We start from the raw sequence: 15,864 nt of genomic DNA on the forward strand, positions 1-15,864 counted from the left end.
TCTGGGCGGTCGTTGTTGCAGGATCGGCGGCAACGTTTTGCCCGTCCATATACAGGATCATTCCAGCTGTTGAAAGTGTGGCAACGGCTTGGTGCCAGGACCCATCGTTGTAGGTTTTGGGACTGATCACCGTTTTCGGGGAGCCGGCCGAGACGCCGAAAACGAGTTGTCCTGTTGAGGCTATGTAGAGGTGTCGATCGTAGGTGGTGGACGTGGACGGACCTGTTTGTGCATTGCCAAAGCCGATGAGTTTCCCGCCGGCTATCGTTGTTTTGAACCAGATTTCCAGGGTGAAGACGGTGGGGTTGGTCACCAGTGGTGAGGTGGTGATGTAGCTGGTCGACCCATTAAGCAGGTAGGCGCCGCCGACGTCGCGGGGGCAGGGGAGTCTGGGGGTGGTGTCGCTGACCATGGAGCCCTGGTAGGTGCCTGGGGTGTTGTTGTTGGAGTAGTCCCCGGCAGAGGCTGATCCGGTGGCTTCGTTGAGGCGGTAGGCGAACGCGGCGGTGCTGATATCTGAGCGGACGATATCGGTGCACAGGAAGTAGGAGGCGCTGCCGGCGTTGTTGGTGGTGTTGGTGATCTTGGCCAGGTACCCGGCGGAGCTGGAGGGGATCATTTGGGCGTTCAGGCACAGGCCGGTCAGAGCGGTGATGATCAGCACGGTGAGCAGGGGCCGTGTCCGCCCGCTACGGGCACCGTCTTTTCGGCTGGTGTGGGGTGCTCCGGTTCTCATGTGGAGGTCTTAGCGTTCTTGCCGTTGTCCGGTGTGGGTGGCAGACCGATGATGAGGCACCACAGCAGGGGCAGGGAGCAGGCAAGGCCGATGAGGATCCATCCGATAGGGGAGAGGTGGAGGGTGGAGGCGAGCTGATAGTGCCCGCTCCCGGTCAGGGAGGGGATGGACAGTTCACCCACGGCACCGCTGACCAGATCCACATGTGAACCGCCGGTCGTGTGTACGCGGATGGGCAGCAGCCCGGTGGACACCACGGCCGCTGTGGCGCCGTGGTCGGTGGGACCGGTCGCCAGGACCCTGATGGCCACAAAAGGCTTAAGGATATAGGCGGCGATGGCAATGACGAGGGTAAGGCCGGTGATGCGCAGCGAGGGCCGCCACCGCTGCGGGGTGTAGAGGCGGGTGAGGATCCAGAGCAGGGCCACCCCGATCAGGAGGATGGGGATGGCTTTGACCAGCCAGCCCAGTCCGGGCAGCAGGATGGAGCGGCCGATCACATCGTTCGGGTGCAGCACCCAGGGGTCCGCGGCGCCGTTGATGTCGCCTTGGGTGTGCATCGTGCCGTCCGGATCGAGGGCCTGGATTCGGTGGGTGTAGACCTCTTCGGGTGCGGTCGGGGGGTGGAAGGTGATGACATCACCGGCACGAAGCTGTGACATTCCATCCCTGGTGGTCAGCACCAGGGACGCCACGGGTGCGCTTGTTCCCATGGAGGGCGTGGCGACAATGAACCAACGCCCTCCCGTGAGAGCAAAAACCACGGCGGCCGCAATCAGCCCTCCGACCAGGATCGTGGCCGTGATCAGAACGAGGAACCCGTGCCCCCCCGGGGAACGGAGTGTAATGAACCGTCGGCTGCCGCCGCGGTGACGAGTATCGGTGGCGGGCGAGTGTTCCTCCGGAGGGGTTTGAGTCATGTCAGCAGACCTATCTGGTGCTGGGCTGGGACCACTCCAGGATGGTGTGATGTTGCCCGTGCGGGATCGGATCAGCTGGCGAAGGCCCAGGTCAGGGGCAGGGACGCAGCCAGGCCCTGATAATTGTTGAGGACCGTGCTATCCAGGGAAACCGCGATGTTGAACGGCGTGCTGACACCGGCTGCGGGAGCGGGCGGCATCGTGATCGAGGTGGCCCCGGCGGCGGCGCCGGCGAGCGTAGCTGCCGTGCCGGTGAAGACCGTGGTGGCACCTGAGGTGATCACGACTTTGAGTTTGGCGCAAAAATCCGCCGCGGTGCCGTTTTGGGTGCCGTTGTTGGACTGTGTGCAGGTCGCACCCGGGGTGAGGGTAAAGGTCGAAGCGGGAACGGAACCGATGTTTTTGATCGTGATCGCAGTGTTCACTGCCGGGCCGCCGGGGACCAGGGTGGTGCTCCCACCGAACTTGTTGATCGTCGCACAGGAGGCGGTGTTGGTGGAGACCGATCCGCCGTCGGTGCTCAAACAGGTTACCGCTGTGCCACCGGTGGTTTGTTCCTGCATCACCAGGGAACCTGACCCGGCGGTATTGGTGCTGTTGGTGATGCTGGCCGTGAAGCCCGACAGTGTCCCTGTCACTGACAGGGACAGCAGGGCCACACCTGCAAGGCCGGTGATCAGGGCAATGGGGGTGAAACGGCGGCGCTTGCGCGATGAGTGGACGGCGCGATCAGACATAAAGGTGAGACCCTTCAAAAGTGAAAAAGCAGGATGAAAGCCAGTGGTACATCGTCCTGCAGCACTCCGCACCCCCCGTGGCAGAACCAAGGCTAACAGATATTACTTGAGAATCAAACAAATCTACGCCATGGGTGCAATCGCCTTACTGCTCCAAATTTTTGGCGTGTCAGGGTGTTATCCGGATCGGCGGGTAGCGTTATGATTGGATGCTCAAGCAATGCTCTTTTTCTGTGGGAACGGGATGATTTTGATGAACTCAGTGGTACCGGTCTTTGACTCCACGCCGTTCACCCCGCCCGCACTGGCAGCGATTCCCGTGACGGTCAACCCCGCTGTGGAGGATCTTGCTGTGGAGGATCCTGGGTCGCAGGTGCGCGCCATTGTTCGGGCGATGCGTCGGCTGTCCGTCGGTAACGGCAAGCTCAGGAGCAGGCTCGCCAACGATCTGGGAATCAGCGTCGTTGAGCTCAACGCGCTGGCGCACGTCTCCGATGCCCACGGGCTGACGCCCAAGCAGCTCGCACACGAACTGCACCTGACCACCGGTTCCATCACGACCTTGAGTGACAGACTCGAATCCTCCGGTTTCCTGGTCCGTAAACCCAACCCCGCGGACCGGCGCAGTCTGCTGCTGCAGCTGACCCCGGCCGGGAAGCACGCCATTGCCTGGGTATACGAACAGTTCGCCGCCGCAGTCATCACCACCATGACCCGGGACGGGAACTATGCTGTCCCCGGCATCATTGAATTCATGGAAACCACAGCCCACGCCCTCAACAAAGCAGCAGAAAAACCGCAGGACGAACCGTCTTCCTGAAACGCTAACGCAGCCGATCCGGAGACTATGTGGGACGGTCATGTTCGGCACTGGGCCCGACGGGCATTCCAGATCCTGCGAACGGTTTGGCTGCTGCAGGAGTCCGCGGTGGTCGGCGGGGATCAGGACCATACTGCGGATGTTTGGAGGTGAATTTGTGCACGGTCGGGCAAAACGCAGTACCACCTTCTGGGTCCGGAATGCGGTATCGACGGTGTTTCAGATCAGGGTGTCAGCCAAGGACGCCATATCTGCGGCCCATGTATCTGGTATTGGAAAAATCCGGTCCACGGTTCTCGGACCGTGGGCGGCCTTGGGTGGACGCCGTTCGGCTCCGGCCGGCGGTGCCGTGAACCCGGACCGGGCCCTGGGCCCGGCAATCATGTCCGGCACGTATGACTCACTGTGGATTTATGTGCTGGCCGACATTCTCGGCGGTATCCTGGCCGCCCTGCTCTACACCAAAGTCGTCAGTAAAGCCACAGCCCCCACGATGGAGCACGGCGACCCGCAGGGCGGTAAGTCCGCAGGTGACCGCGGCCTGGCCACCGGTCACGACACCGACGTTGGCTCCGAGGGCTGAAAGCCCGACGACCGGCCTTTTATGGGCCGATCCCACCCGCTGGCAGTGCACCCGATCCGGGGTAACGAGGGGTGGTAAGCCCCATGAAGACCCGGCGACCACGTCGTGGCGGCCTGCTGGCAGGTTGAGTGGGTGGGGTCGTGGTGCTCTCAGGTTGCGGGGCTGGTGTGGGGGCCGTGCTGACGCGCGAATTTGCGGCTCAGGGCGATGGCGGCCACGCAGGCTACGAGCTCAGCGATGACGGCGACCACTCCGAGTGGTTCCAGCCAGTTGCCCACGTCATCGCCTATCAGGGGCAGACCGAACGTGCGCGAGATGATGTAGGCGACCAGGGCCAGGGCCATCATCACGGCGGTGAGGACGTAGGCCGCGGCCACATCATAAAAAGTGATCACGCCAGCTAGGACAAGGCTGCCCACGGCAAGAACAATGAAAAGGATCCCGATGTAGGGCGCCTCGTGGAGGTGAGCCGGAATGACGGGAACGTGAGCCGCGCCTGCTATGACCAGCGCGGCAGCGGGAAGCCACCGCAGCGGATGTTTAAACGACGCCCCAAACCGTGTTGGACGGGTGACGGTCGGCTGGGTGGTCGTGCCTGTGGTTTCTGCTGTCATGTCTGGCTCCGATCGGGGTGGCGGTGCTTGGCCTTAAGGAGGGGCCCAAGGCCAATGATGCTCGCAGCTGGCGGATCACGGCGCTTGGCTCACGCTGATTGGGTCACGGCGATATGAGCAATTCGTTACGACGGAGCGTTCGGATGGCCGGCAGGAGCCCCGCTCGACGCACGGCCAGTAATCTCCGCGTCGGGGAACTGCTGTGTTCTGTGCTCCTGCGGTGACACACTGTGCCCGCTAACGCAGTCCCCCGGTTTATCTCTTGGGCTTGAGCGCTGTGGGCTCGTCCAGTAGATCTCTATACAGGGATCTGATCAGAAATTCGGAAAAAAATCGTACGTAAAGGCCTCGCCGACGCCAGGTAACCACTGGCACGGAGCTTGTCGGTGGAAGCTGGCCAAAGTCCGTCCGTAGGTGGAAAACTGAGCGGATGCAGGGGGAACAACACCTCTATGGAGTCAGGCCACCGGCGACAAGCACCGCCTCGGGTCGTACGCTGACCCGGCGCCGACACGCCAACCTCACGAACCCGACATCCGTGGCCCCATAGGATCCCTGTATGACACCCAATCGAGGGCTCGCGCTCATCAGGTTCTGGTTTGCCCTGCTCGGATTCCTGGCCGTACTTTTCCAGCTGACACACCTGCTCCAGAATGTTCCCGGCGCCTCCGCGGGGAACTTCTTCAGCTATTTCACCATCGAATCAAACATCATCGCCTTCATCACCCTGGTGATCGCCGGCGGGTACTCGTGGACAGGCGAAAGCCCCCGCTGGCTTGAACTCCTGCGCGGAGCTGCGACCATCTACATGACCATCACGGGGATCGTTTACAACCTTCTGCTGAGCAACATCGACGTAAACACTCCGATCCCGTGGATCAACGTCGTGCTGCATTACACCATTCCGACAATCATGGTGATCGACTGGCTTATTGACCTGCCCAAAACCAGGGTCCCTGTCCGCACCTCGCTGATCTGGCTCGCGTTCCCCCTGCTCTACCTGATATACAGCCTGATCCGCGGTCCCATCGTCAACTGGTACCCCTACCCATTCCTGGACCCCCAGGTCAGCGGTTACGGAACCGTCGCCGTCACGTCGCTGGCCATCGCGGCAGCAGCCTTCCTCTTCGCCCTCATTGCCGCGTTCTCCACGAGACTTCACATCGCCCCGACACCTGTGGGAGTCACCGGCACCACCGCCGCACCCCCTCAACCCGACGCCAGCACCATCAACTAAGCACCGGTCATTCAGAACAGACCCGACTGTTTTCGCCGGGTCTCTTCTGTCGCAGTACCCTGACCCGACACGAGCCGCTTCGTCCAGAGTGTAGTCACTTTGCAATCGTGTCATGCCCGATCCGCACGAACAATGCCGTCTGCAACAGCAACTTGGGCTCGAATCACTACTCTGGATTAGGTCCATCAGGGGAAGGGTAAGCGGGCGTTTCCCCGTGCGGCGCTATTGGGGCTACGCCGGGGTCAGGTAAGCCTGCGGGGGTCCAGATCGCGGGAAGCGGTCTCCAGACTCGCGGCCAGGTCAGCCAGGGCCTCGATCAAATCTTCCACCCTGGTACGGGACAGCCCGGCCACTGTCGACTCGGCCAGGTGGATCCAGGCAGCTGACAGCCCTTCGAGCAGCGCCTCGCCCTCGGTTGTCAGCTCTACGACCGTTGCGCGCCGGTCCTCGGTGGATGGGTGCCGGCTGACCAGCCCTAGCGCCTCGAGCTTCTGCACGGCGGAAGTGATGGTCGGGGGTTCACAGCCGGCTGCGGTGGCGAGCTGCGCCTGGGTTCGGGGACCTTGTTTTGCCAGTTCCATGATCAGGGACTCCTGGCCTATCGAGAGGCCGAGGCGGTTCAGTTCGGTAGCGGCCAGGAGGCGGTGGCGCATGCCAATCGTCCGGAGGGCCCGGTTGAGTGCATAGGCCTGCTCGTAGTCCATCGAACCCCTTGTCAGCGATTGGTTAGGCGTCTAACATCATTGATATAGTTAGATGCCTAACTATATCAAGGATCGACTCAGGAGGCAGATGTGGGCATCATCTCGGAGCGTGCCGGCAAGCACAGCGGCGTCAGCTGGCACCCGATCCCGTCACTTGGGTGGATACTGCTGTCGGCCCTGGTCTCACTCTTGATCTGGGTCATCGCGGTGCCCGTCCTGGCCATCCCGCTGGTTGTCGAATTTACCGGCGCGCCACCGCAGACTGTGTCGGCGGCTTCGGTCGCGGCGGTCCCGGTAGGCGCCGGGCTGATCGCCTGGGTCCTGCTGTGGGCGCTCAGGAGATTCCTTACGACCGGCCTGACCTTGTGGAGAGCCATCGCCATCGCGGTGCTCGTTCTCTCACTGTCCGGGCCCCTTGTTGGCGGGACCACAGCAACCGTGAAAACAACCCTGTGCCTGATGCATCTGGCCGTGGCAGGAGTCCTGATCGCCGGCCTGCCCCGGGCCGCGCGCGGTACGGCCGGTCAAGGCGCGGCCGGGCAGGGCAAGGCCATCCAAAAGCGGCCGACCCGGACGGGAGCATGAAAAGCCATGCCGGTCCCAAAGATTGCCGTCATCCTGGGCAGCACACGTCCCGGCCGACTGGGCAAGGGAGTGGCCGACTGGGTATACGAACACGCAAGCCAGCGCGCTGACGCCGAGTTTGAATTCATCGACCTGGCCGATCAGGGCCTGCCCCTGCTGGACGAGCCGAAGCCGCCCATGATGGGCCGGTACAGCAACGACCACACCAAGGCCTGGGCTGCGACCATTGCCCGCTTCGATGGCTACATATTCGTCACCGCCGAATACAACCACTCCGTGCCCGGCGCCCTGAAGAATGCCCTCGATTTCCTCTACGCCGAGTGGAACGACAAGGCATGCGGCTTTGTCAGCTATGGCGTGGCATGCGGCACTCGCGCCGTCGAGCATCTTCGGCTGATCGCGGCCGAGCTCCAGATGGCCGATGTGCGCGCACAGGTCCTCCTGCCGTTTGACCGCCAGTTCGAGGGCCGCGACTTCACGCCCAACCAGGGTGCCATCAAATCACTCACACCGTTGTTCGACCAGGTCATCGCGTGGGCCGCCGCACTTCAGCCTCTGCGCCAAGCGACATCCGCCCCAGAATGAGACCACAAAGATCTCGATACGCCGCCGCCGGAGCAGCTCGATTAGCGGAGCCCATTGCTCCCATTGGACGGTCCCGCGCAGGCGCAAGTAACACCCAAAATTTCCGGTGTGGATCATAGCGCTAAGTGTCACCCTTAATGTCCGTTAGCCGATCCCTAAACGGGCACAGTGCAGTAGCCAACGATGACGTCGGGTGTCGCAGCCTTATTTAGCTCGCGCGGTACGGAAGCCCACCAATGGTTCGAGAGAATCGCATGGTGGGATACACCCGCGGGTACGCTGCTGGAGTCGAGCCCTGCGCGTTCAGGCGCGCCGGCGGGCCGCACCCGCGTTTGGAGCGTTCAAGCCGCGCGGAGTTCCGATCCGCGTCCGTGCAGGTCAGCTGTTGGAACGCATTTGGACATCGCGTACCGGGGCGTGCATGTCCCAGGGGGCCTGCGGCAGGACCTTGCCGGTCTCGAGCAGCGATTTGAGGTTGGAGCCGACAGCGGCCCAGCCGAGTGCTGCGGCTTCTGCGTCTTCGGCGGTGGGAATGTTTTCGTGCACGATCGTCAGCTTCACGATGTCCTTGTATTCCTCGATCGTGAAAGTGACCAGTGAAGCGGGTGCGGTCCCCGTGCCCGGGTCCTCGAAAGTGATCGCGAGTCGAGTGGGGCGTTCGCTGTCCACGACGCGCCCGGTGACGTCGGCGATGCCGGAGCCGTCTGTGCGGACGTGCTTCCAGGGCTGGCCCGGTTCCCAGGTGGAGACGTTGCTGTGGCCCCAGAACTGCGCGGTCAGTTCCTCGCTTGTCAGTGCGTCCCATACGGTTTCGGCTGATGCGCCGATGTAGGTGACGTAGACATAATCGGGACGTTTTGTCATTGCGGTGTCCTCTGCTCGTTTCTTGATGGCATTGACTACGTCCAGCCGCGGTCGTTCGAACTTGCTGATCCAACGTTCATGGATTTCCTGAAGCGGAACGGGGTTGAGGTAGTGCAGCCGTTCCCGGCCGCGGTACAGGACGGCGATAAGGTTCGCGTCCTTGAGAACCCCCAGATGCTGGGTGACGGACTGCCGCGCCATGCCCAACCCTTGGCAAAGCTCCGACAGACTCTGGCCGTTCCGCTCGTGAAGTCGGTCCAGCAGCGCGCGGCGCGTCGGATCTCCGAGAGCCCGGAACACTTCAGTCATGCAACCATTATGCAGTTAAATGACTGCCTATCCAATCGGGGGATGAACCAGCCGTCCGCGAACGAAAATTGAGGGACTGTCCCAGGAACGAGATAGAGCTGTCCGCCGTAGCGCTCGAGAGGCTCGCCGAAGCCGCCAGGGGCAAGCAGGCAGTCCGTAAGCCGGTCCTCCACCGGCCGTCGCATCGCCTAATTTCGCGCTCTTCAGAATTGTCATTTTCAGAAGTCGTCTGCACTGCGATTGCGTGTCCGTAAGTGGAACCCCTTGGGACACAAATCTCAAAGCGACGGAGAGGGGGACCCGCCGATAGTGGCTGAGGTTGGCGCTTCCTCGGTCCGTATGTTGTCAGTCAGTGCTTGAACGCAAGAACTGGTGCGATGGCGATCAGGATGATGATCATCGTCCCCTTGAGGTAGCGGGCGGGCACTGCGCGTGCGACTTTCCAGCCGATGAGAACGCCGCACAGTTCCGGTACGCCGACGATGAGCGCGAGGCGCCAGTCGATCGCGCCGATACTGAAGTAGCCTGCGCTGCCCACTATCGAGATGATGATCGATTGGGCTTGCGCCGTGGCCAGCGCGGGCAGGATCGGTGTGCCGATGGCGACGAGCAATGGCACGGTGAGCAGTGGGCCGCCGACGCCGAATATTGCGCTGGCGGCCGCCACCAGGAGCCCGATTGCGATCAGCGCCGGTGTTGGATGTCGTGGGTGTAGGCCGTCGTTGGTTGTGCGGCTTTGCCGATACCAGACCAGCACCGCGACAACCACCACGAATCCGGCCAGGAGGACTCCGAATGCCCGGGCGGATACGGCCGAGTTGAGTAGTACGCCAGCTGGCGTTCCCACGACCGCGGTGACCAGCAGCACGACGGCGACACGCACGGCCTGCCGTTCTTGGAGGTGACCGGATCGCAGGTATGCAAGCGATCCAACGGTGCCGGTTGCCACATGTGTCACCATGGCTGTGCCGGCGACAACTGCCGGCGATAAGCCTGTGAACAGGAACAGTCCGATCGTGGCCAGCACACCGCCCGGTCCCACCGCGGTGATGCCGATTCCTGCAACCAAGCCGATGCAGGCGAGAAGAAAAAGAGACAAGCCTCCAGCCTATCGGCGGTTCACCGCCCGGCGCCGATTGGCGGGGTCCGAGGTGTTTCCGGCCCGGCCCAGCCGATTTGTTGTCAGGGGCCGGTGAGTTCGTGGGCGGCGTGGTCGATCAGGTCGGGGACCGGGCCGGGCTGGGAGGGGAGCGAAGCGAAGCATGACTTGAATTCAGTTCGATGATCTGGCGGGGTTTCATCCGCTGGGCTATGCGCCGTTCGTTCTCGGGCTATTGGCGGTCTGCGCTGCCGGTCTCCTCAGGGGGGTGGAGTGGCTGCCGGCGATGAGTGCGTCGTAGACGCGTTCGGGTTTTTCGGCTATCCGGTTCAGGACGTAGAGCCACCACTCGCCGCCGAAGACCACATACTCCCGTGTTCGTAGGCCATCCCGGCGGAGTGCGTCCAATTTGTCGGGGTCGAGCCCGAGAAGCATTTCGAACTCGACGTGTCCGGCGCTCAGATCGCTTGCGTGGCGGGCGCGGATCGCCTCGATGATGGCGTGGTCGTGGGTGGCGATCGCCGTCGGGTGTCCGGCGTCGATGAGCTGCTTCGCCAGATTGAGGTAAGCGCTGTGAAGTTCCGGGCTGCCGCGGGTGTAGGCGACATCCTCGGATTCCAGGAAGGCACCCTTCACGAGCCGGACCGTGCCCGGGTATCTGAGCACACGGGCCAGGTCGTGCCGGGTGCGGTGCAGGCGCGCTTGGAGCGTTATCCCCACATGGGGGTACTCCGTGGAGAGCTTCTCGTAGAGGTCGAGGATGAGGTCCGTGCGGTCCGATCCCTCCGCCGAGATCATTAATGCGGTTCCCAGTGGCGCCGTGGCAGCGGCCAGGCGGCGGGCGTTGGCCAGTCCCAGGGCAGGGTCGATGACGGAACCGAGGTGCGAGAGATCGAAGGAGACAGTGGAGGGAATCCCGACGGCGCGTATCATCTCGATCAACTGCAGGAATACTTCAGTTTCCGCGGCAGCTACCGCGGGGTCACGAACGCTTTCGCCAACGTACTCCACACTGACCGTGTGACCGCGCGATTTGCATGCTCGTGCCGCGGCGAGGGCATCGGCGATCGTGTCACCTGCGGTATAGTTCCGGGCGATACGTGTGGCGACGGCTGCCAGCGCCGGGTTGCTCATCACGGTGTGTTTGAGATCTTCATCGAGCGCCCACGCCCGCAGTGTCTGCGATGCTGCTGTCCGGTTGTTTTGTAGTGGAATGCTCATCGATAAAACCTTTCATAAACTCTGGTGGTGGCATTCGCCTACTGCCTGCGGATTTCCCTTGACGTGTCTTTGCTGTTGTCAGCTGACGATGAGGAGGACACCGGTGATGGCTGCGGCCACGCCGGTGAGTTGGGTGCGGGAGAGCCGTTCGTGCAGCTGGACGTAGGCAAGCCCTACCGTGACCAGGGGATACAGGCTGCTGAGGATGGCGACGGTGGAGAGTGCCCCGTTCAGCGTGGCCAGGGTGAATGCGAGGTTGGCCGCGGTATCGAGCACGCCGATGAAGGCGACCCCGGACAGCTGACGGACTGTCACCGCCGGTCGGAGGACCAGGGCGATCAGGGCGAAAACGGCAACGCTGGTGAGTCTGCTGGCGGAAACCCCTGTCAGGGCATCGATTTGTCCTGCCTGGTGGAGGAAGACCAGCTGGAGGCCGAGGAAGAAGGCCGCGGCGACGGCCAGCCCCACGCTCAGACGGTGGTCCCGGATCGGCGCATGGATCCGTTGCCGACTGGCCAGCACTACCCCGGCCAGGGCGAGGACGATCCCGCCGATGGCCGCCGGTCCGGGGTGTTCGCCGAGGATGAATCCGCCAACAACAGGAACAGCGGCGGACGTCGCGACAATCGGGGCGACGATGCTCATCGTCCCGACGGCGAGTGCACGGTAGAAGCAGGCAAGGCTGCCCAGGCTCGTGACGCCGGCGGCGATTCCCCAACCGACGGCTCCGAGATCGAGGTGTCGGCTGAAGGCCAGAACGAGCACAAGCCCCAAGAAGCCGGCCATCTGACTGAACAGCATGACTGTCAGCAGCGGCAGACGGCGCGAGGCCTTCCCGGCCTGGAAATCGGCGGTGCCCCATAACAGTGATGCCGTCAGTGAGAGCGCAATACCCATGGAGAAAATCCAATCCAGAGCCGGTTCGCCTTTCGGAGCGGCTTCAGGTAATTCGATAGTGCATTAGAATGCACTATCGGAAGGTTAGCATGGGGGCATGGACCTCGACGACATGACGGCAACAATAGGGCGAGCCGTGCGGACTGCACGCCTGGCCCAGGGGTGGAACCTTGATCGACTCGCGGAGCAGGCAGGTGTGAGCCGCCGCACGCTGGTCCAGGTCGAGCAGGGACAATCCAATCCGACAATTGCTTCCCTTCTGGCCCTTTCCGATGCCCTGGGCCTCGGCCTGCCGCAGCTGATGGCCATCACCACCGAGCCCACCTTGGAAATCAGCAGGGACAGCCGTGGTCCGGTCCTTTGGCAAGGTGACGCGGGGGGCCGTGCCCGGCTGGTCGCCGGAACCGCTCCGCCTAACGTCGTGGAACTGTGGGACTGGACCCTCGAACCCGGCGACAGTTATGATGGAGGACCCCACACGCCCGGCACCCGTGAGCTCATCCAGGTCCGTGAGGGCGCCGTACGGCTGACCGTCGGGGACCACACCGAATTCCTGGACACCGGGGACTCCGCCTCCTTCACCGGAACACTTCCGCACACCTACGCCTGGTCCCAATCCGATAAAGGGCAGGCGCCAGCCCCGTTGACCGCTAGGTTCACTCTCGTGGTCTTCGAACCCAACGTTCAACCAGCCGCCACTGAACGGGACGCGATCTGACTCTCTGCGGGCCTCGGCGTCCAGAGCGTCCCCTGTCCAGAAGTCGGGCACAGCCAAGACCTCCCTACAGCCAGGATGGATGCCCAAAAAGTGGAGGAGACGAAAGGCGGTCCGCCAAGGAAGCGAGTCACTGTCCGTCCACAAGGGAACCACTACCGGGACCGTTTCTCGTGAGGGCAGACGTCTACGCATAGTGCGCCCCGGGTCACAGCGCAGAGACGCGGATGCGGGGTACCGTGAGCTCATGTCCAACAGTTAAGGGTCAACGAACAGCTGGTCGGTGGTTGGTCAAGGTTGCCGTTGGCGTGCTGATCGGTGTAGTGGCCGGTTTGTTGATCAATTGGCAGGTCGCGCCAGGGATGGTCGCGATCTATTTCGTTATCGGCTGGGCAGCAGACTGCGGCCGGACGCAAAAGAGTGAAGTCGATGTCTACCGCGAGGATTGGCTCAACAATCGTAAGCGCGGAGGTACAGGGCCAGAGGGCGGCAAAGCAGGGCGCTAGAAATTCCACTCCTTGACCGGAAAGACGCCGGAGTATTGCCCAACGTGGGCCGTAAGCGCGGGGCACTTCATACTAATCCGTCTTACGACTCGTAGCGTGAGGCGATCCGGCCTCAACGGGCAGGGAGTCGAGGGAGGGCTGGCTTGCGGGGTCTCGCGCGCATTCATCGGTTGAGCGATATGGTGGTGTTGCCCCTATGTCATAGACGACCCGTGCGTGCACGCTCAGGGCTTGCTGTCGCGTCCATTCCTTCTACTCGGTATTCCAACTTTTTCGGTGGTTTCGGATATTGAGAGCCGTTCAACCGAAGTCTGGCGATGCGCTGTCCCGCTACTCTGAGCTAAGTGGAGTGGGGAGTCCTCCGCTAAGAGAGGAGCGTCCAAATGGCTACTTCGAGCACTCGTAAGCGGAAGCTGATGATGTCGGCCCTCGTATCCATGGGTGTGGGAGTTCTGGCCACTTGGGCAGGCATCTTCCTCCATAGAACGGAACCATGGATCTGGGTGGCCTTGGCGATTCAGTCCGCGTCGGTGATCATCGGCGTCATCTATCTAGTCCGCTTCGTGCGATCGCAGCGAGATGACTACTGGCGAGAGCACGGCCGCGATCCCCGTGACCCTGCAAAGCCGCCGACGGATGAACAGCTAGTAGTTATCGAGATGGCGTTCCACAAGCCCAACCGTCAGCGGAGCACATTCTTACTGGATCACAGCTCTAAATGGAAGGCCCCCGACCATCAAGAGGGAACCAATCGCTGTGATGTTAGCTTGGCTCAGGAGTCCGCGAATCGGTGAGTCGATCCCGCAGTTCTTTAATCTGGCTTGGCAGGGCTGCGAGTTCCTTGGGACCTTGGTCGGTAGCCACGTCGATGATGCGCAGTTGTGGGTTGATCGACCAGATCTGGCGTAGCGGGGGCCGCCGCCCCGTATCCTCACCGAGTTCGCTGACCTGCAGTTCGATGGGGCGACCGTGCGGGATGCGGATTTGCCAACGATAAGGCTGGAAGCTCAGATGTGCGCGGCTGACGGTGACACGGCCGTGCTGCCAGCCCCCGTTTGGTCTGCGGAGCGCGACCTCGACCCGGTCACCAGTGAGCCGATTGCCCATTCGTTGGCCTATCAGCACTGCGGGCACCGCGAATACCAGCACGATGACTACGAGTACCAGCACGGCGCCCGGGTGGACTGCGCGTCCGGAAAGGACGGGAAGGAGGACCATGATCGCGATTGCGATGAGGAGTCCGAGGGAATAGCTGAAGATGCGGAAGCCCTGTTCGCGGAGTGGAATACGATTGCGGGGCAAAGCGACCTCCATTGCGACCTGAATGCGGTCAGTGTTGAGCATGGTCCTCAACGCGAGTATATGCGGCAAACGGTCCGTGGTGGGCGGCTGTCGCTACCTCACTTGCGGCACCGGCGCTGCCCGAGGTGCCGCTACGGGCCTGGCCCGAGCCCGCCGTTGAGTAAGCCGCGGGCTTCTCATGATCCCGCCGTCCTTGCGACGGCCCAGGCGAAACGCGATGGCACCGGTCGATGTGACCTGCTTTACTGGCGCTATGACAGACCTCCGGACACCGCGGCTGCAGCTGCACTCGATCGACGCCGCAGAGGGGCTACGCATCACCGCCCGGACGGCGGGAGACGCCGACGCGTGGGCGGATGACTTACCGTTCGACGGCGACGTTGGTGCGGTCGGGGCCTTCCTTCTGACCACGGCAGAACACGGGGAGCAACAGCCGTTCGGTTACTACCGGATCAGTCTCCTCGCGGATGGGCGGGCCGTCGGGGGAGTCGGCTTCAAGGGCCAGCCCGAAGGCGGCTGCGTAGAGATTGGCTCCGTCGGCTCGCGGCCACGGCTACGCCGCAGAGGCAATCGGCGCCGTGCTGGGCGTCGCCGCTGACCACGGATTGTCCAAGGTCATGGCGGACACGACCGTGGAGAACTACGAGGCGCTCGTCGGGGACGGGCATCGAATCAAGTAGCTCGGCGCCGACGTTAGCGGTGAACGTCACCAGGCCCGTAAAGGCCAGCTATCACACACGAGGGACTGTCCCAGTAGCCGAACGTTCACTGACGCACTGAGGTGCCTCGCGATGGGAGCTAAAGGCTTGGGTACAAGAGCAGATGATACCCAACGGAAGGAGACGGCGTTCAGCCGCAAGTATCCTCGCCGTCTTCGTCGCCGTCGTCGAAGCTCCTTCGAACCCAGCGTGAACCGGGGCCTTCGGATGCTGCCTCGTCTTGAGGATTGAAGAGGTGGCACTTCTTGAGAGAGAGACATCCGCAGCCGATGCAATCGTCGAGTGATCCTTGAAGCTTTTCCAGCTGGCGGATTCTTCGTGCCACCAAAAGCGCCCAGTGGGTACTGAGCTGATGCCAATCGTCCTGAGTCGGTGCCTTGTCTGAGGGGAGTTCGGCCAGTGCTTGTGCAATCTCAGCCAGGGTGAGGCCTACTCGTTGTCCTGCGGCAATGATGGCCAATCGCCGCAGGGTGTAGCGGCGAAAGACACGCTTGTTACCGGAGGTTCGTTCAGATGTGATGAGGTTTCGAGATTCGTAATACCTCACGGTGGGCACCGACAGACCCAGGACTCCTGACATGGTCATTTAATTTGTGAGTGGCGCTGCCGTCATTTGATCTCGAATCGTAGGATTCGGTTCGAGCCCGGGTAGCGGGTCTCGGTGGTGGTGAGGTGGTTGCAGAGCTCACTGACCGCGGTGGTTGCCCGTCG

At 62.5% G+C, this 15,864-nt stretch carries 19 protein-coding genes; 8 read left to right on the plus strand and 11 right to left on the minus strand.

Annotation, left to right across the window (positions count from 1 at the left end; all coding sequences use genetic code 11):
* The 3 genes from IV498_RS16990 to IV498_RS17000 all read right to left on the minus strand — a co-directional run.
* A partial coding sequence (locus IV498_RS16990; protein ID WP_269048270.1) for a LamG-like jellyroll fold domain-containing protein occupies positions 1 to 736 on the minus strand: 736 nt, incomplete at its 3' end.
* Entirely contained in the window at positions 733 to 1,656 is a 924-nt protein-coding gene (locus IV498_RS16995) for a S26 family signal peptidase (RefSeq protein WP_269048271.1), read from the minus strand. The genes IV498_RS16995 and IV498_RS16990, both read right to left, overlap by 4 nt.
* Before the next feature lie 71 nt (positions 1,657 to 1,727).
* On the minus strand, positions 1,728 to 2,393 hold the full coding sequence (locus IV498_RS17000; RefSeq protein WP_269048272.1) for a hypothetical protein: 666 nt from the start codon (positions 2,391 to 2,393) through the stop codon (positions 1,728 to 1,730).
* A 253-nt stretch (positions 2,394 to 2,646) separates the two neighbouring features.
* On the opposite strand from IV498_RS17000, the gene IV498_RS17005 reads away from it, so the two are divergent.
* Complete coding sequence (locus IV498_RS17005; protein WP_269048273.1) at positions 2,647 to 3,213, plus strand: MarR family winged helix-turn-helix transcriptional regulator; 567 nt, start codon at positions 2,647 to 2,649, stop codon at positions 3,211 to 3,213.
* Between the two features lie 214 nt (positions 3,214 to 3,427).
* Positions 3,428 to 3,796 (plus strand): aquaporin, encoded by a 369-nt coding sequence (locus IV498_RS17010; protein WP_269048274.1) that lies wholly within the window; start codon positions 3,428 to 3,430, stop codon positions 3,794 to 3,796.
* A gap of 149 nt (positions 3,797 to 3,945) precedes the next feature.
* Here the strand turns inward: IV498_RS17010 and IV498_RS17015 are convergent, their stop codons facing one another.
* Entirely contained in the window at positions 3,946 to 4,410 is a 465-nt protein-coding gene (locus IV498_RS17015) for a hypothetical protein (protein WP_269048275.1), read from the minus strand.
* Between the two features lie 559 nt (positions 4,411 to 4,969).
* Between IV498_RS17015 and IV498_RS17020 the strand changes: the two genes are divergently transcribed.
* Positions 4,970 to 5,647, plus strand: coding sequence for a Pr6Pr family membrane protein (locus IV498_RS17020; protein WP_269048276.1), 678 nt, complete (start codon positions 4,970 to 4,972; stop codon positions 5,645 to 5,647).
* A 242-nt stretch (positions 5,648 to 5,889) separates the two neighbouring features.
* Here the strand turns inward: IV498_RS17020 and IV498_RS17025 are convergent, their stop codons facing one another.
* Positions 5,890 to 6,351: a MarR family winged helix-turn-helix transcriptional regulator gene (locus IV498_RS17025; RefSeq protein ID WP_269048277.1), complete on the minus strand. Its 462-nt coding sequence runs from the start codon at positions 6,349 to 6,351 to the stop codon at positions 5,890 to 5,892.
* 90 nt (positions 6,352 to 6,441) lie between these two features.
* On the opposite strand from IV498_RS17025, the gene IV498_RS17030 reads away from it, so the two are divergent.
* Positions 6,442 to 6,936, plus strand: a complete 495-nt coding sequence (locus IV498_RS17030) for a DUF6069 family protein (protein ID WP_269048278.1) — start codon at positions 6,442 to 6,444, stop codon at positions 6,934 to 6,936.
* A 6-nt stretch (positions 6,937 to 6,942) separates the two neighbouring features.
* On the plus strand, positions 6,943 to 7,521 hold the full coding sequence (locus tag IV498_RS17035; protein ID WP_269048279.1) for an NADPH-dependent FMN reductase: 579 nt from the start codon (positions 6,943 to 6,945) through the stop codon (positions 7,519 to 7,521).
* Between the two features lie 378 nt (positions 7,522 to 7,899).
* On the opposite strand, the gene IV498_RS17040 is transcribed toward IV498_RS17035, so the two are convergent.
* The 4 genes from IV498_RS17040 to IV498_RS17055 form a co-directional block, all read right to left on the minus strand.
* Positions 7,900 to 8,694 carry an ArsR/SmtB family transcription factor gene (locus IV498_RS17040; RefSeq protein ID WP_269048280.1) on the minus strand — a complete coding sequence of 265 codons (795 nt, stop codon included), beginning with the start codon at positions 8,692 to 8,694 and terminating at the stop codon, positions 7,900 to 7,902.
* Between the two features lie 349 nt (positions 8,695 to 9,043).
* The gene (locus IV498_RS17045; RefSeq protein ID WP_269048281.1) at positions 9,044 to 9,793 is read right to left on the minus strand and encodes a sulfite exporter TauE/SafE family protein; all 750 of its coding nucleotides are present in this window, start codon (positions 9,791 to 9,793) and stop codon (positions 9,044 to 9,046) included.
* 210 nt (positions 9,794 to 10,003) lie between these two features.
* Complete coding sequence (locus IV498_RS17050) at positions 10,004 to 11,014, minus strand: proline dehydrogenase family protein (RefSeq protein ID WP_269048282.1); 1,011 nt, start codon at positions 11,012 to 11,014, stop codon at positions 10,004 to 10,006.
* 78 nt (positions 11,015 to 11,092) lie between these two features.
* Complete coding sequence (locus IV498_RS17055; protein ID WP_269048283.1) at positions 11,093 to 11,911, minus strand: EamA family transporter; 819 nt, start codon at positions 11,909 to 11,911, stop codon at positions 11,093 to 11,095.
* A gap of 136 nt (positions 11,912 to 12,047) precedes the next feature.
* Between IV498_RS17055 and IV498_RS17060 the strand changes: the two genes are divergently transcribed.
* Both IV498_RS17060 and IV498_RS17065 read left to right on the plus strand, forming a co-directional pair.
* Positions 12,048 to 12,629: a helix-turn-helix domain-containing protein gene (locus IV498_RS17060; protein WP_269048284.1), complete on the plus strand. Its 582-nt coding sequence runs from the start codon at positions 12,048 to 12,050 to the stop codon at positions 12,627 to 12,629.
* Between the two features lie 284 nt (positions 12,630 to 12,913).
* Positions 12,914 to 13,132, plus strand: coding sequence for a hypothetical protein (locus IV498_RS17065; RefSeq protein WP_269048285.1), 219 nt, complete (start codon positions 12,914 to 12,916; stop codon positions 13,130 to 13,132).
* A gap of 762 nt (positions 13,133 to 13,894) precedes the next feature.
* Here IV498_RS17065 and IV498_RS17070 read toward each other — a convergent pair.
* Positions 13,895 to 14,476: a hypothetical protein gene (locus IV498_RS17070; protein ID WP_269048286.1), complete on the minus strand. Its 582-nt coding sequence runs from the start codon at positions 14,474 to 14,476 to the stop codon at positions 13,895 to 13,897.
* A gap of 485 nt (positions 14,477 to 14,961) precedes the next feature.
* Here IV498_RS17070 and IV498_RS17075 point away from each other — a divergent pair, with 485 nt between their 5' ends.
* Positions 14,962 to 15,114 (plus strand): GNAT family N-acetyltransferase, encoded by a 153-nt coding sequence (locus tag IV498_RS17075; protein WP_269048287.1) that lies wholly within the window; start codon positions 14,962 to 14,964, stop codon positions 15,112 to 15,114.
* A 169-nt stretch (positions 15,115 to 15,283) separates the two neighbouring features.
* Here the strand turns inward: IV498_RS17075 and soxR are convergent, their stop codons facing one another.
* Positions 15,284 to 15,739 (minus strand): redox-sensitive transcriptional activator SoxR, encoded by a 456-nt coding sequence (soxR, locus tag IV498_RS17080; protein ID WP_330059817.1) that lies wholly within the window; start codon positions 15,737 to 15,739, stop codon positions 15,284 to 15,286.
* Positions 15,740 to 15,864: the final 125 nt, after the last annotated feature.

This window comes from Paenarthrobacter sp. Z7-10 (assembly GCF_026932795.1).
Taxonomy (GTDB): Bacteria; Actinomycetota; Actinomycetes; order Actinomycetales; family Micrococcaceae; genus Arthrobacter_M.

Excerpts from the sequence above, each read along its gene's own strand:
- IV498_RS16995 (WP_269048271.1), bottom strand. The coding sequence starts at position 1,656 with ATGACTCAAACCCCTCCGGAGGAACACTCGCCCGCCACCGATACTCGT.
- IV498_RS17035 (WP_269048279.1), top strand. The coding sequence starts at position 6,943 with ATGCCGGTCCCAAAGATTGCCGTCATCCTGGGCAGCACACGTCCCGGC.
- IV498_RS17050 (WP_269048282.1), bottom strand. The coding sequence starts at position 11,014 with ATGAGCATTCCACTACAAAACAACCGGACAGCAGCATCGCAGACACTG.
- IV498_RS17070 (WP_269048286.1), bottom strand. The coding sequence starts at position 14,476 with ATGCTCAACACTGACCGCATTCAGGTCGCAATGGAGGTCGCTTTGCCC.
- IV498_RS17005 (WP_269048273.1), top strand. The coding sequence starts at position 2,647 with ATGAACTCAGTGGTACCGGTCTTTGACTCCACGCCGTTCACCCCGCCC.
- IV498_RS17000 (WP_269048272.1), bottom strand. The coding sequence starts at position 2,393 with ATGTCTGATCGCGCCGTCCACTCATCGCGCAAGCGCCGCCGTTTCACC.
- IV498_RS17025 (WP_269048277.1), bottom strand. The coding sequence starts at position 6,351 with ATGGACTACGAGCAGGCCTATGCACTCAACCGGGCCCTCCGGACGATT.
- IV498_RS17040 (WP_269048280.1), bottom strand. The coding sequence starts at position 8,694 with ATGACTGAAGTGTTCCGGGCTCTCGGAGATCCGACGCGCCGCGCGCTG.
- IV498_RS17020 (WP_269048276.1), top strand. The coding sequence starts at position 4,970 with ATGACACCCAATCGAGGGCTCGCGCTCATCAGGTTCTGGTTTGCCCTG.
- IV498_RS17055 (WP_269048283.1), bottom strand. The coding sequence starts at position 11,911 with ATGGGTATTGCGCTCTCACTGACGGCATCACTGTTATGGGGCACCGCC.
- soxR (WP_330059817.1), bottom strand. The coding sequence starts at position 15,739 with ATGACCATGTCAGGAGTCCTGGGTCTGTCGGTGCCCACCGTGAGGTAT.
- IV498_RS17015 (WP_269048275.1), bottom strand. The coding sequence starts at position 4,410 with ATGACAGCAGAAACCACAGGCACGACCACCCAGCCGACCGTCACCCGT.